We start from the raw sequence: 14,628 nt of genomic DNA, 5'->3' as shown, positions 1-14,628 counted from the left end.
AAATTGGCGGCATGAAAACCAACCCGGATACACCTTAGATCAGCCGCTGAGCTGTCCGAAAAACCGGGACCACTTCATTGGGCTTGGTCGGTTGCGGATCAGGTGGATGGCGAACACCAAACGGTGATCGGGCATCGCGTTGGCAATTCGCGAGGAGAGGGCTATCGTTTCGGAAAGCTTTCTCTGGACACATCATTGGATCGGGGGCCCGGATATGCAGGTCTTGAAAAATGTCAGCCTCACCGCATGGGCGTTCGGTGTGGGATTGTCGGGCGGGGCGGCCTATGCGGACAATCATGGCAACGCTTTTGTTCACAGCCGCCCGTTCAAGGGGCAGGTTTACGTGATGTATCAGGATCACATGGCGCTCTATACCTACGACAAGGATGAACCCGGCATTTCAAATTGCAGCGGAACATGCGCCCTGGTCTGGAAGCCGGCGATATTGGACACGGGTGTGGAACTGGGGGAAAGCTACTCTTTGATCGAACGCGACGATGGCAGAATGCAGGCTGCCTTTCGCGGGATGCCGTTGTATCTGTACGCGGGCGATCGGAAACCCGGCGACATCACGGGCGACGGCGTGGACGGTGTGTGGCGCCTGGCACGGCCCTGAGAGTGTCAGTCTGAGCCAGCAATGGGCGTGCCCCCGAGGGCCTGGGCCGGATTGTCGGGGCAGCGCGCGCCCGATCATGGCCTTGGCTCCATGGGAAATGGGGATTTTGGGCAACAACCTTCAATTTACTTCGGTGGTTCAAGTTATTGTGTGTCAAATCGCTCCGGAGGATATCGCACCCTGAGGCCAGTAGAAACAAGTGGATTGGGATTGATCATGGTAAAGGGTGCGGGCAGACGAGAGTTTCTGGCGATGGCATGTGCTGCGGCAGTGTTCCCGGCGAGTGGCGCAATTGCGCATCCTTTCACGTTGCCGGAAAAATTCCTTCCGCAACTGGTCAACACCAGGCGCAGCGATTGGCTGCCCGGCGAAGTCCACGTGACTCCCGATGATTTCTTTCTGTACTACATGTTGGAAAACGGAATGGCGATCCGATACGGCGTTGGTGTTGGGCGTGCGCGTCTGTATACGCCGGGCGTGTTTACCGTGAACCGGAAGGCCGAGTGGCCTCGGTGGCGCCCGACGAACGCGATGATCCGCCGGGAACCAGAAGTTTATGCAAAATTCGCCGATGGCGTGGCGGGCGGACCGTCCAATCCGCTTGGTGCCCGGGCGCTGTATCTGTACGACGACGAAGGCCATGATACCTATCTGCGCATCCACGGAACCAACAAGCCCAGCACGATTGGGACCGCCGTGTCGAACGGATGTGCCAGGCTGACCAACGAGCATATCAAGGATCTTTACCCAAGGGTCGAGATCGGCGCCCGCGTGTACCTGTATCCGAAATCCGGCGCGGCCTGACGGGTTCCCGCCCCTTGGGCATGCCACGCCAGTGCGAAAGTGATCCAGTAAGCGTAAAGCGCCTTGTTGTCGTGACGCTCGGGCGATCAGGTTCGCCGGAACAATTCAGCTGAGAGGTCAGGCCAGCCCGCCATAAAGGCGATTGCAATACTGTGGCCCTCGGCCTCGTCCGAATAGCCGCGAATTTTGCCCGGGCTGTCGCAAGCGTTCCGCCAAAAACCTGACTCAGTGGATTCTGGCGGAGCGTGCGAAACGCTGGTTTCTTTCGCGGCGCCCCCCTTTGTTCCTGCCTCGGGATCAAGGCCGCACGTTTTGGGCAGGTCGGGGGGGAGCGGCAAGGATGTGTGGTCAGGCTCCTTAGATTTGCGGAAATTTCCCCGACAATCCAAAGCCCGCATCCGCCATCAGGGCCGCGAAGTGAATGAACAGGTACCACAGGGACAGCCTGAAATAACCGCGCTCGACAGAGTATCTGTCTGTTTCGGCGGCGTGTTCATCGCGCCGTGCGATGCGGACCGCGCCCCGCAGGAATGCCAGGTTGAGCGACAGCGTTGCCAGCGCATAGATCGGCCCTCCGATCCCGGTAAACAGCGGCAGCGGCGCAATCAGGGCAAGCGCAAAGGTGTAGCCAAGGATATGCCGCCGGGTCACCGCGCGACCGTGGGTCACGGTCAGCATCGGCACGCCGGCACGATCGTAATCGTCGCGCATGAACAGCGCCAGCGACCAGAAATGCGGTGGTGTCCAGAACAGGATCAGCGCGAACAGAGACAGGCTCGCCAGTGTAACGTCACCGGTTGCCGCCGCCCAGCCGATCATTGGCGGAAGCGCACCGGCGGCGCCGCCGATCACGATATTTTGCGGGGTTCGGCGTTTCAGCCAGATCGTGTAGATCACTGCGTAGAAAAAGATGGTGAACGCCAGCAACGCGCCCGCAAGGACATTGGTCGCCACCGTGAGCGCAATGACGGAGAGTATCGATAGGGACAGCCCGAGAAACATCGCCGCACGGCCCGAAACCTGCCCCATCGGAACCGGACGCGCGCGGGTGCGCCGCATCCTTATGTCGATATCGGCATCCCACCACATGTTCAGGGCGCCGGCGGCACCGGCCCCCAGAGCGATCAGCGCCACGGCCAGCATGGCAAGAGCAAGCGGCGGGCGCTGTGGCGCAATCACCAGTCCCACGGCAGCGGTAAACACAACCAGCGACATCACCCGTGGTTTCAGTAGCAGCACATAAGGCTTCGTGCGCTGGCTTGCGAGCCTGCCGACACGGGCAATCAGGGCCCTATCTTGCATTTTTCGTTCTCCTCCCTCTCGTTGGATCGGCCGGGGTCATTTGGCCCCGGCCCTGGTTTGCGCACCCTTACATCTTCATCGCGGCGCCAGGTGTGGCGACCTGGCCCATCATGCCCATCTGCATGTGGTAGGGCACCATGCACATGAACATCCACGATCCTGACTTGGCGATCTGCGCGACAAAGGTAATCTCGTCATCGGGCAGCATCAGCGCCTTTTCAAACAGCGCCTCGTGCTCAAGAAGGTTCCAGTCGGCGCGTTTCGCGCGATAGTTGATGGCCTGCATCTGCGCCATTGTCATGAACATGAACTCGTGAAGCACGTTGCCGTCATTTCGCACCGTGAACTTGACGCGCTCACCCTCCTTCACGTCGACGGTGAGGTCCGAGAAGGTCCATTCGGACATCGACAGCGTGATCTCACGATCATATTCACCGTCGTCCGAGATCAGGAAGCCGGCCATTTTCTGGGCCATGGCCGCCTCGGCCTCTTCATCCCCCATTTCGCCTTGATCCGAAGCCATGTTCATGCCGGAGCCTTGGTCCGAAGCCATGTTCATGCCGGAGCCATCCGTGCTCATGTCCATTCCCGGCATACTGCCCATTTCAGCCATGGCTTCTTCAAGATACTCCTCATCCTCAGCAGGTGTTTCAAAGACATCGTGCTCAAGTTCAGGGTTTGCCACCATATTGCCTTTGGGAATGACGCCTTCCTCCCGAAGACGTGTCACTTCGGCCATTTGCGGCGTTGCCTGAACGGTGGGAGGTTGCTGGACCACGATAAACCATCCGGTGCCGCCCAGAAGAACGAGCCCGAGAAGCAGAAAGAATCTAAGTACCATTTTGGTATCTCCCTTTTATTCGGCCGGAGCCGGCGCAGCCGCGGGGCTGTCGTCCGAAATGGCCCAGGGATCGCCTGTCGCGGCCTTGCCACGGCTTGCGCTCCACATGAAATTGAACACGAACAGGATAAAGCCAAGCCCGATCAGATAGGCCCCGCCTGTCAGGATCAACTGCGGCATCGCCCATTCCTTCAACGGCAGGTAATCCACCACCCAGCGCGGGAAATACGCATAGCCCAGCCAGTACATCATCGTCACCTTCACGAAGATGCCAATCTGCCAGAACCAGAAATGGGTGTTGCCCAGACCCTGGGAATACATCCGCCCGGTCATATACGGGTACAGGTAATAGACCCCTGCCATCGCCATGTTGGCCATGAAACCCACGAACATCGCGTGGAAATGCGCCGGCACAAAGTAGGTGTTGTGCACAAAGTCCGAGTCAGTGGCGATTTGCGCGTTCACATAGGCCGTTACCCCCCCGACCATCAAAAAGAAGATCGACGCGACGATGAACTTGAACGGCACCGCGCGTTTGGCCGAGGCCGGGATTGTGTCGAACCACAATGTCGCGATCCAGTTGAACACGTGCAACGTTGACGGCACAAAGATCAACAGCGTAAGGATCTGCGTCGCACGCCCGATCAAGCCGCTGACGGATTCGGCTGGCTGGAAGTGATGTGGATAAACCACGAAAGCCAGCACCGTCAGGATCGAAAACGCCGTGACCGCCGACCAGTAGCTCCAGATCGGGCGCCCCAGATAGCGCGGCAATAGCGTGTAAAGCACCGCAATGGCCGGCATCAGGGGAAGATAAACCGCCGGGTGCCCGTAGAACCAGAAGGTAAACATGAACGTCATGACGTTGCCGCCACGGGCCGGATCATAGACGGCAGACCACTGCATCCAGTCGGTGAACATGAAGACAGCCACCAGGCCCAGCGCCGGAGTCGAGCCGATCAGAAGGATGCCTTCCGACACCGCGCCCCAGCCCATCAAGGGCAGTTTCCGCCAGCCGGTCTTCTTCGCGGCGGCCAGGCCGTTACGCAGCAGCACCATCCCGGCAAGGAACTCCGAGATCGCCACCAGCAGCACAGCCAGGAATCCCAACCCCAGAAGCGGCCCGCCTACCCGCAGCGACATCGGCGGATAGAAAGTCCAGGTGAAATCCGGACGCGAGATGATCAGGAGCACCGCCGCGACAACCAGTGTCCACCAGCTCCACTGGGCGCCCTTGGCCCACAACAGCCCGTCCATGCCCAAAACCTTGGGCATCATGAAATACATCACCGACACCACCAGTGGAATGATGAAGCCAAAGACCATGAACATCCCGTGAAGTGTCATCAGCGACATGTATGGCCGTGCGTCGAAAAACTGGATGTCGGGCATCGCCAGTTCTGTACGGAACAGTAACGCCATCAGACCGCCAAGGCCCAGCATCACGATCGATGTCAGCATCCCCTTGATTGCGATATGCCGGTAGTCGTGGGAAAACAGGAGTGTTTTCAGGCTCATCGTGCCGATGTGATCCTCGGGTTCCCAATGAGGCGTTTCGCCCATTCTTACAGTGTCATGCGGGCTGGCCATCATGCATCTCCCTTCGCACTAAAGTTGGTCGCAATCATGCCTCTTCTCCTTCAACCACAAGCCATGCCTTCATTTGCGCGTGTCCGACACCGCAGTAGTTCAGGCATTGGATGAGGTACTTTCCCGGTTCCCTGGGCGCCGTGATCCACAGGTCACGTTCCACCCCCGGATCGAACTCGGCCGTTATGCCCACGGCGGGGATATTGAAGCCGTGAATCACGTCATTGGCGAAGATGCGGAACAGCACCTTTTCGCCCGGTTTCACCACCGCGGCGTTGCGGCTGATCTCGTCCTCGTCGGTGAGAAATGCGAACCCCCACTGAAAGGCCACCACCTTGATGACCCGATCAAAATTGTCGCCTTCGCGCGCTTCCCCCTCAGCGTCAACGAACCCGGCCTTGGCGATTTCGCCCTGATACTGTTTGTACATGGCCGTGCTTTCCCGGTCGGCGTACCAGACCATCAGAACCAGAAGCCCGACGAACAGGAACTCCATCCGGTATTTGAGCTTCCATCTCGCGGGCAGGTACAACGCCGCGAAAAGCGCCGCGATCCCCAGCCCGAGTACGATAAAGACAAGGGCCATCATCGTGGCCGTGTAGCCGCTTGCCCCAAGTGCGTTTTCCATTGAATTCTCCTCCCCCCGCCCGGCGACAGAACATGCTGTGCCAAGGGCAGGTCCCTGTTTTTGGAATTGTCAGAATGCGTCAGCGAGTCCGCGCCTGCCCGAGCAGGCAATCGGGCCGCCTTTGCGAAGACAGCCTATGTGTCAGCTTCGCGGTGGTTCTGGCGGGGGAGAGAGAACCGGACCTGCCGGCGGAAGATCGGCCGGGAAATCCAGTGCCAGACCGGATGCGTCGTGGGGCAGGAGCACATCGCAACCTGCCTTGTCGGCGCAGGCACAGCAGGACCGTGTCGCGAAACTTCTGGAGATTGCGGCAATCTCCTTTTCCGGAAGCGCCATCAGAATCGTGTCTGGTGTGGTTCGGCGCATTTCGGTTCCGTTCATGGAACCGGCGGGGTGCGCGCGCCCCATTCCGACTGCCGACAAGGTCATCAGGCAGAGCAGAAAAATGTTTACAAAAGATAGTCTTCCGTTCCCCATGAGTCCTTTTATTACGCAACTTTTTGAAAAATTGCAACAAAATTGCGCGCCCACCCCAGGCCAGGCGCGTGTTGACCTGCCAAAGCCTGGCCAGAAGGGGAGAGGCGGCGGAATGCGAACCTCTCTGAGGACGCGTCACCCGTACGTGCCTCGCGCTTGGTCCAAGGCGTGTTGCAAGGGGGCGTTCAGGCGGGGGGAAGGGTGACAGGCGGGCGCGCGTCCGGCTGCCCGGGTGCTTGCAGCGGGTCGGGCAGATCGCGGGCGTCGGTGGCGATATAGTCGCGTGTGAGCGGCAGGCTGTCGATCCGATGCGCGAGCTGAATCTGGAACACCACCAGCCCGTTGTGGCGGAAGCCCGCCTCGCAGGCGGCGAGATAGAATTCCCACATGCGGCAGAACCGTTCGTCATAGAGCGCCGCCGCCGCGTCGCGCCGTGCCATGAACCGCGTCCGCCACGCCCTGAGCGTTTCCGCGTAGTGCAGCCGCAGCACCTCGAGATCGGTGATCACCAGCCCGGCGCGTTCGATCGCCGGGGCAATTTCGGAAAGCGTCGGAATATAGCCGCCGGGAAAGATATACTTGGCGATCCAGGGATGCGGCGCGGCGGGAGTGCCGGTGCTGGCGATGGTGTGGACAAGCGCCACGCCGTCTTCTTTCAGAAGGGCCGCGAGCCTGGCGAAATATTCGCGGTAGTGCCCGGCGCCCAGATGTTCGAACATGCCCACCGACACGATCCGGTCGAAAGTTTCGGTCTGGTGCCGGTAGTCGCGCAGTTCGAAACGGGCGCGCTGGTCCAGGCCCTCGCGCGTGGCAAGGGCGCTGGCGTATTTCTGTTGTTCGATGGAGAGAGTGACCCCGGTCACATCCACCTGGGCGGCGCGCGCCAGATACATTCCCAGCCCCCCCCAGCCTGATCCGATGTCGAGCACCGTTTGACCGGGCGACAATCGCAGTTTGGCTGCAATGTGGCGCATCTTCTGTGCCTGAGCGGTTTCCAGACTGTCCAGCGGCGTTTTGAAATAGGCGCAGGAATATTGCCGTTCGCGGTCAAGAAAGAGATCGTAAAGCGCGTCGCCCAGATCGTAGTGATGCGCCACGTTCTTTTGTGCGCGCCCAACCGGATTGTGCATCAGCAGCCGCCGGACGGCCATTCGCAACCTGTGATGCACCCGGCGCGGCCAGGGGCCCGGCCGCTGACCAAGGTTGGACATGCAAAGGGCGAGAAAATCATAAAGATCCCCCCGCTCCACCGTCAGCGTCCCCTCCATCCAGGCCTCGCCCAGGGCGAGGTCGGGGTTCAGTGCGATCCGCCGCAGCGTTGCCCAATCGTGAATGGCGATGGTGCTGTGCGGCGCGCCATGCCCGTAACGGCGGACAGCGCCATCCGGCAGGCGGATCGCCAGAGTGCCCTTTCGCAGCATCGAGCGTAACGCGCGGTCAAGAAGCCAAAGCGCCACCGGGGCGCGGCGACCGGGATCGGCCTGTTCGATGATCGGTTGGTGTTTCATGCCAGTTCCCCCCGTTTCCTGTTTGACTGCGACATGGCTGGCTGGCTGTGGTCGCCGTGTCGGCACCAGACACAATCGCAGCTCTCATGGTTGCAACTTGGATCGGCGAGCGGTGTTCGGTAGCGTCTGAGCGCGACGGGCAGAGCCAACCGTTTGAGCCATGACAGCCGGTAGACCCGATGCAGAAGGTCACCCGCGTCGCGCCTTTCCAGCCTGTCCGTGGCAAACCCCATTCCCGTTTCGCCCGCGAGGTTAAAGACCCAGCGGTTGACGATTCCCGCCCTGAGCGCCGGCCCCAGTTCCGCCTGCCAAAGGGTCGTGTAATCGGCGCCCGAAAGCAGGCTTTGTGCCGCCAGAACACCCGATCGGATGGCATGGCGCATCCCGAAGCCCGCGAGCGCGTCCTGAAACCCGGCATGTTCGCCAATCACCGGATGACCGCCTTGCAGGGCCGTTCTGGGCAGGCGTATGTTGCCGTAGCCGCCGAAGGCGCGCGGGTTGTGCATCCTCAGGGCGGCGTGGGCGCGAAAGAATTCTTCCGTTGCGGCGACATGTTTGGCCTGGTCGCGAAACTTGGTGAACATGCAGCTTGCGACCGTGCCGCGCCCGTTCCTGACCAGCAGATAGGCGTAACCGCCCGGCGCGAGATCCTGTCCAAGCGCCAGCCAGGCCCCATCGGCCATATCGGTCTCAAAGACATGTCCCGCCGCGATTACATCGGCCTCTCGCGGCCCCGTGGCCAGAACGCCGGCCCCGTCAAAATCCTGTACCCGGTCGCCAAATCGGATTTCGACGCCGGCGGCACGGGCCTGTGCCAGAAGCGCGCGATCCAGCGTGCCCGCGCCCGGTCCGCGGCGGACGAGATAGAACAGGGGCCGCCGCCCGCGCACCCGGTGGTGGTGGCCGGTGGGGTCGAAAACAATGCCCCGGTCAAACGCGTGATGTTCGAAATCGGCGGTGATGCCGGCAACGGCCAGTTCGTCCAGAACGTCGGTGCCGCGCGTCCAGTTTTCCAGCCCCTGGAAATCGTCGTGAAACCGGTGGCCCACAACCTCTTTCCACTCACGGACCACCACACTGGCGCCACCGCGCGCGAGCACGATCGCGCAGGCGAGGCCCGCAGGCCCGGCGCCGACAATCGTGATCTTCGCGTCTTGGGTCAAAGCGTGGTTCCTTTCGGGAAAGGCAAAGCGCAGGTCTTGGGCGGTTGCCTGGGTCGGAGATCAGGGCGCTTAGAGAGGTGGCCTTGGGGTGAATGATTTTGGAGTTCCTTGGGGGCGGTGGACACGGACCTCGGCCATGCGGCGAGTCGAAAGGGTTGCGCCATGGGCCAGGATTGCCAATCCAATAACGGCTCCGGTCAGCAAGATCGCCATTTTCATCTCCTCTTCAAACCTGGGGCGGATATGCCCGAACGTTTGGGGAGTGGACGCCGCGAAACCGGACGCATTACACCGGCCGGCAAGTTTTTGCCGCCGCGGCCCCTTTGCGGCGGCGGGCGGGATGGTGTCTCACCAATGTCTCAGGCAGGGAATGCGAGCGCGAAAAAGCGCGCGGCGCGCGACCGTTTCACCGGTCAGCAATATCGCCGGGAAGACGCGACAGGCGCCCGGAGCCTCGGGGGTGCCGACGGGGTGAGCGATGGTCCAGGCCCGCCAGGCACCCCTGAGCGCGTCAACGCCCTATCACGTGACCGGGCCGCGCGGAGGGGCGTGTCAGGCAAACAGGACCGGGCATTCGCGCGCGCATTTGTTGCGCGCGATTATGTAGATCAGGTGCAATGTGCCAAGCCCGGCAAGAATGCAGAAGAAAGAGATATATGCGTAGCGCAGGAACAGTATGTCCACGATCACCACCGCGACAATGGTCAGGGCGAACCAGCGCATGTGCAAGTAGGTCGAGATTGCGGGCGGTGCGATGATCAGGAACAGGTAGATCACGTAGGTCAGCTCGCGTGGCATCAGGTAGTCCAGGATCATCGTGCCCTCATAGGCCAGCGAATCCCGGTTTACGGAAACGTCGATCCAGTCGGGATTGATCAGATGCGGCACATACAGCGCCAGACCAAAGGCCAACCCGCCCGCCGCCATTGCCAGCATCCATGGTTTGCGGCGGCTGTGGGGCGGTTCAAGCACGTAGCTTGCCAGCGGAATCCAGAATGGCCACATGAACCAGGTGAAAAAGATGAACACCAGCGCCCCTGCCAATGTGGTCCCCGGATCGCCGGTGTTCACCCCCCACCAGACATTGCCCTCGGCGAATTGTTGAATTCCGGCGAAGACCGGCATCATTGCCACCGGAAGGTAGCGGCGATTGATCGCCCAGGCCCTGGAAACGGCATAGCCGCCGCCTGCTAGAAGTACCGCGCTCGCGGCGAAACTGACGGTCTGGGACAGGCACATGAGACGGGTCTCCGGGTCGTGTTCGTTGCTGGTACTGCCTTTGCTATCAGCAGGTTGGCGATGTGTCATCACCGTTTCCGAACTGATGTCGCGTCACCCGGCAGGGACCGCGAAGATCAGCACGAAGGCAAGGACAGTACCGATGGCGACGAATTTCATCCGTTCGCGGTTGTTGCGGCAGACAGACCAGGCCACGACACATTGCATCAGGTAATAAAAGGCGAAGGCCCGCGACGCGAGTGCAATGATGGTGAAGGTGGAGCCGGTCCAGGCCAGCGCCATGGCGGCCAGCCCCACCGCCAGATACCCCCAGCGCGGCGCGATCCGTCCTGAAGAGGCTTCGCGCAGATTGGCGGCGGCGGCGAGGGTATCTGCCACAGCGGCGGAAAATTGTGACAACGCTGCCGCGGCGATCAGCGGCACGGGCAACCAAAGCGCCACCGCGCCGGCCAGCGCGATCAGGCTGTTGTCATCATATTCACCGTTCAGGACCGGGACCACCGGCATCGCCAGGGTCACGAAAACCACATAGACCGACAGCGAGAAATACTGTGACCAGCGTGCGGCGCGGATCCGGGTTTGGGCATCGAATTGTCCGCCAAGATAGCGCGTGGTTTCGAAACCCTGCACGATAATCAGCGTGCCGGCGACAATGGTTGCCACCTGCCACGGGCTGCGGCCGGGCCACGCGATCGTGGCAAACCCGCCCGACCGGAACGCCTGATCCATATCGAACCAGGCAAACCCGGCCAAAAGTATACCCAGAATCGCCAGCGTCAGGTACAGCGCCCAGCTTTCGAGCCGCTCCAGGGGATCAAGCCCGCCGAAAAGACCGATCACTGTAATCGCGCCGATCACGGCGCTTGTCATCAAGCTCTTGTTGAACTCGGTATCCAGCCCCAGCCCGGTCAGCACGAAGGCCGACAGGATATGCACATAGAGGCAAATGGAGATGACATAGGCACCGACAAGCGCGACATCCGATACCCGCTCGAAAATCACAGTAAGCCGCTTTTCGCCGGTCTCGAGCACCGGTTCGGCACAGACAATGTTGTGGCGTACGATGGCGCCGACCCCGAACGCCACCAGGGCCACGGCAATCATCGCCAACGGTGCCCAGGAACCAACCGCGCTGGCCAGCACCGGAACCACCACAAGAAACCCGCTGCCAAAGATCGAGGCGAGCGGTGTGCTCATTGCCGACAAGTTCCGGGCGGCCCTGGCCGGTGCCAGACCGGGGAACCCGGATTTGCTGTCGTGACCTGACGCCAATGTGCTTTCTCCTGCCTGAAAGTGGCAGCGGCTGGTTTGTACCCGATTTCCGCCTGCACCAAGGCTAGCGACATGCGGAGCGGGTCGCAATGTTACCTTCCGCCCGGGTTTCCGCGACCCTTTCCCCCGGGAATCAGGGAGACGGGTGGGCATTACCTGATCCGCGCCAGGCGTTGACACAAGCGCATGGAGACGCTGGAAACCGGTGCGGAAAAAGTGCTACACGGCGGCTTTGATGATCCATACCGTGGCGCAGGACAGATCAGCGGACCCGCAGCGAGCGAAGGCAAGAGACATGTCGAATTCAGAAAACCAATTAAAAACAGGGTTTTGCGAAATTCGACACGCGTCCCGCCTGTCTGTTGCCCCGATGATGGACTGGACGGACCGGCATTGCCGATACTTGCACAGGCTGATGTCGAAGCAGGCATTGCTGTACACCGAGATGGTGACGGCTCCGGCGTTGGTGCGGGGTGGGGCGGTGCATTTGCTGGCGTATAACCCCGAGGAGCATCCGGTTGCCTTGCAGCTGGGGGGGAGCGATCCCAAGGAACTGGCGGCGGCGGCCCGGATGGGGGCGGAGGCGGGCTATGACGAGATCAACCTGAATGTGGGCTGTCCGTCGGACCGGGTGCAGTCGGGGACGTTCGGCGCGGTGCTGATGAAATCGCCCGGACTGGTGGCGGATTGCGTGGCGGAGATGGCGGCCGAATGCCCGGTGGAGGTGACGGTGAAATGCCGCATCGGGGTGGATGACCAGGAGCCGCGCGACCTGTTGCCGGCCTTTCTGGAAGCGGTGCGCGCGGCGGGGGTTCGCCGGGTCACGATCCATGCCCGCAAAGCCTGGCTTCGGGGGCTGAGCCCCAAGGAAAACAGGGATATTCCGCCCCTTGACTATCCGCTGGTGCACGCGATGAAGGCCGAATTCGCGGACATGCATATTTCGGTCAATGGCGGGATCATGTCGCTGGATGAAGCCATGGTGCATCTGGCGCAGGGGCTGGACGGAGTAATGATCGGGCGCGCGGCATATCACACGCCGGCGGACGTTCTCTTGCAGGCGGATCGGCGTGTTTTCGGGGTGGATCGCGAAACCGACCCGGTGGCGGTGGTGCGCGACATGCTGCCCTATATCGAGCGGCATCTGGTGGCGGGCGGCAAGCTTGGCCAGGTGACGCGGCATATGCTGGGGCTGTTTGCCGGGCAGCCTGGTGCGCGCGCCTGGCGGCGGCACCTGTCGGAGAATGCCACGCGGCCCGGCGCGGGGCCGGACGTGGTGCGCGCGGCGCTGGAATTCGTGCAGCCAAAGGCCGCCTGAGCGATTCGAAGGTTAACGGCCCTGTTTTGCAGGGTTTTGCGCATCGGCGGCACGTCGGTATTACGTCGGTATTGCATCGGTTTGGGCGGCTGACGGACCGGGATGAACAGGGCGCGCGTTGCATTTTTTCGCGCGGTGGCGGTGGCGCCGGGCGGGGCACGGGGATTGCGCAGCCCTGAGATTGGGGGTTAGATCGCGGCGCGCGATACGAGGACCATCCCAATGCCGGCCGAGACCACTCTTTTGATCCAGATGCTGTTTCTGCTGTTGGGAATTGGCGCCTTTGCGGGCGTGCTTGCGGGGCTTTTGGGGGTGGGCGGCGGCATTGTTCTGGTGCCGGCGTTTTTCTACACGTTCCGGGCGCTGGGCTATGGCGGGCCGCAGCTGATGCAGATCTGTCTGGCGACCTCGCTGGCGACGATCATCGTGACCTCGGTGCGTTCGGTTCTGAGCCACAACCGGAAGGGCGCGGTGGATTGGGAGATCCTGCGCGGCTGGGCACCGGGAATTGCGGTGGGCGCCATTCTTGGCGTGTTGGTGGCGGCCAATCTGCGATCGGTCACGTTGCAGTTCGTGTTCGGGGTGCTGGGGCTGGTGATCGGGGCCTATCTGGGACTGGGCCGGGCGGACTGGCGGCTGGGCCAGGCCATGCCCGGGGGGATCGTGCGGCGGGTGCTGAGCACGGTCATGGGGTTCATGTCGGTATTGATGGGGATTGGCGGGGGCAGTTTTGGCGTGCCGGTCATGAGCCTTTACAACACCCCCATTCACCGGGCGGTGGCGACGGCGGCGGGGTTTGGTGTGCTGATCGCGGTGCCGTCGGTGATCGGGTTCCTGTTTCTTGAGATCGATCCGGCCTATCGCCCGCCCTTTACGGTGGGCGCGGTCAATCTGGTGGCCTTTGGCATCGTGATCGCGATGACGCTGCTGACCGCGCCGCTGGGGGTGAAGATCGCCCATGCGATGGACCCCAAACCGCTGAAGCGGGTGTTTGCGGTGTTTCTGACGCTGGTGGCGCTGAACATGCTGCGCAAGGCGCTGGGGTGGTAGCGGACTTCTTTCGGAAAAGCTGGGCGGCGGTGCCGTTTGACGCGAAAGTGCTCAATTGGGCGCGGCGCGCGCGGGCCGAGGGCGACCAGGCGGTGCGCGACCCGGCGCTGGCGCGGTGGTGGGTGTGCCGCGATACCTGGTTCGTGGGCGTGGATGCGCTGCCCAATGACGTGCACGGGGCGTTTGTCGGCGGTGAGCCGCTTGGCGGTGCCCCGAAAAGGGCCATCGAGGCCCTGTTCGGGGCATGGGCACCGCTGCATCGTGGACAGCTTTCGGTGGTGCGGCCCGGGTATCCGCAACCGCGCGAGGGCGAAAGCGACGCGGCATTTGGCTATCGGCTGAAACGGGATGCGGCACATGTGGACGGGATCAAGGCCGCCGGGGCGGATCGGCGTCGGCGGATCGACGAGCGCCACGCGTGGATCCTGGGCCTGCCATTGACCCAAAACAGCCCCGGCGAAGCGCCGCTGGTGGTGTGGGAGGGCAGCCACGAGATCATCCGGGCGGCGCTGTTGGAAGCATTGGCGCCCCATGCGGAGGCGGATTGGGGCCGGGTGGATGTGACCGACGCCTATGTGGCGGCGCGGCGCAGGGTGTTTGACACCTGCCGCCGGGTGGCGGTGACGGCGGCACCCGGCGCGGGCTATGTGCTGCATCGCCTGGCGGTGCATGGGGTGGCCCCGTGGGTGGCTCCGTGGGGCGCGCCGGGGCCCGGGCAGCCGGGTGAGTCGGCCACGCGGATGGTGGCGTATTTCCGGCCGAATTGGGCCGGGGACATGCGCGCCTGGCTGACGGCGCCCTGAATATCGATCCTATTGTC

Annotated in this window: 13 protein-coding genes; 5 read left to right on the top strand and 8 right to left on the bottom strand. The window is 62.2% G+C overall.

From position 1 onward, the window contains the following. Positions 1-214 precede the first annotated feature (214 nt). Together I3253_RS16490 and I3253_RS16485 are read left to right on the top strand one after the other, a co-directional pair. Positions 215-616, top strand: a complete 402-nt coding sequence (locus I3253_RS16490) for a COG4315 family predicted lipoprotein (protein ID WP_197918909.1) — start codon at positions 215-217, stop codon at positions 614-616. Positions 617-637: 21 nt separating this feature from the next. Then, the gene (locus tag I3253_RS16485; protein WP_332262141.1) at positions 638-1,420 is read left to right on the top strand and encodes a L,D-transpeptidase; all 783 of its coding nucleotides are present in this window, start codon (positions 638-640) and stop codon (positions 1,418-1,420) included. A gap of 357 nt (positions 1,421-1,777) precedes the next feature. Here the strand turns inward: I3253_RS16485 and cyoE are convergent, their stop codons facing one another. The 8 genes from cyoE to I3253_RS16445 form a co-directional block, all read right to left on the bottom strand. Further along, the gene (gene cyoE / locus I3253_RS16480; RefSeq protein WP_197918908.1) at positions 1,778-2,722 is read right to left on the bottom strand and encodes a heme o synthase; all 945 of its coding nucleotides are present in this window, start codon (positions 2,720-2,722) and stop codon (positions 1,778-1,780) included. 67 nt (positions 2,723-2,789) lie between these two features. Beyond that, positions 2,790-3,563, bottom strand: coding sequence for a multicopper oxidase domain-containing protein (locus I3253_RS16475; protein WP_197918907.1), 774 nt, complete (start codon positions 3,561-3,563; stop codon positions 2,790-2,792). Positions 3,564-3,578: 15 nt separating this feature from the next. Further along, positions 3,579-5,126: a cytochrome c oxidase subunit I gene (locus I3253_RS16470; RefSeq protein WP_232272181.1), complete on the bottom strand. Its 1,548-nt coding sequence runs from the start codon at positions 5,124-5,126 to the stop codon at positions 3,579-3,581. Positions 5,127-5,187: 61 nt separating this feature from the next. Beyond that, a complete protein-coding gene (locus tag I3253_RS16465) occupies positions 5,188-5,781 on the bottom strand; it encodes a cupredoxin domain-containing protein (RefSeq protein ID WP_197918905.1) in 594 nt (197 codons plus the stop codon). Between the two features lie 662 nt (positions 5,782-6,443). Beyond that, positions 6,444-7,766 (bottom strand): SAM-dependent methyltransferase, encoded by a 1,323-nt coding sequence (locus I3253_RS16460; RefSeq protein ID WP_232237141.1) that lies wholly within the window; start codon positions 7,764-7,766, stop codon positions 6,444-6,446. Then, complete coding sequence (locus tag I3253_RS16455) at positions 7,763-8,929, bottom strand: NAD(P)/FAD-dependent oxidoreductase (RefSeq protein ID WP_197918904.1); 1,167 nt, start codon at positions 8,927-8,929, stop codon at positions 7,763-7,765. The genes I3253_RS16460 and I3253_RS16455 overlap by 4 nt, the downstream gene beginning before the upstream one ends. A gap of 552 nt (positions 8,930-9,481) precedes the next feature. Further along, the gene (locus tag I3253_RS16450; RefSeq protein ID WP_232237140.1) at positions 9,482-10,237 is read right to left on the bottom strand and encodes a DUF6629 family protein; all 756 of its coding nucleotides are present in this window, start codon (positions 10,235-10,237) and stop codon (positions 9,482-9,484) included. 24 nt (positions 10,238-10,261) lie between these two features. Then, a complete protein-coding gene (locus I3253_RS16445; protein ID WP_197918903.1) occupies positions 10,262-11,365 on the bottom strand; it encodes a hypothetical protein in 1,104 nt (367 codons plus the stop codon). Between the two features lie 370 nt (positions 11,366-11,735). Here I3253_RS16445 and dusA point away from each other — a divergent pair, with 370 nt between their 5' ends. The 3 genes from dusA (at position 11,736) to I3253_RS16430 (ending at position 14,611) form a co-directional block, all read left to right on the top strand. After that, on the top strand, positions 11,736-12,758 hold the full coding sequence (dusA, locus tag I3253_RS16440; RefSeq protein WP_197918902.1) for a tRNA dihydrouridine(20/20a) synthase DusA: 1,023 nt from the start codon (positions 11,736-11,738) through the stop codon (positions 12,756-12,758). Between the two features lie 222 nt (positions 12,759-12,980). Continuing rightward, positions 12,981-13,808 carry a sulfite exporter TauE/SafE family protein gene (locus tag I3253_RS16435; RefSeq protein ID WP_197918901.1) on the top strand — a complete coding sequence of 276 codons (828 nt, stop codon included), beginning with the start codon at positions 12,981-12,983 and terminating at the stop codon, positions 13,806-13,808. Beyond that, a complete protein-coding gene (locus I3253_RS16430) occupies positions 13,802-14,611 on the top strand; it encodes a hypothetical protein (RefSeq protein WP_197918900.1) in 810 nt (269 codons plus the stop codon). The genes I3253_RS16435 and I3253_RS16430 overlap by 7 nt, the downstream gene beginning before the upstream one ends. Positions 14,612-14,628: the final 17 nt, after the last annotated feature.

The organism is Thiosulfatihalobacter marinus (assembly GCF_016019955.1).
GTDB lineage: Bacteria > Pseudomonadota > Alphaproteobacteria > Rhodobacterales > Rhodobacteraceae > Shimia > Shimia marinus_A.
Note: the sequence above shows the minus strand (reverse complement) of the source record. Positions and strands in the feature narration are given on the sequence as shown.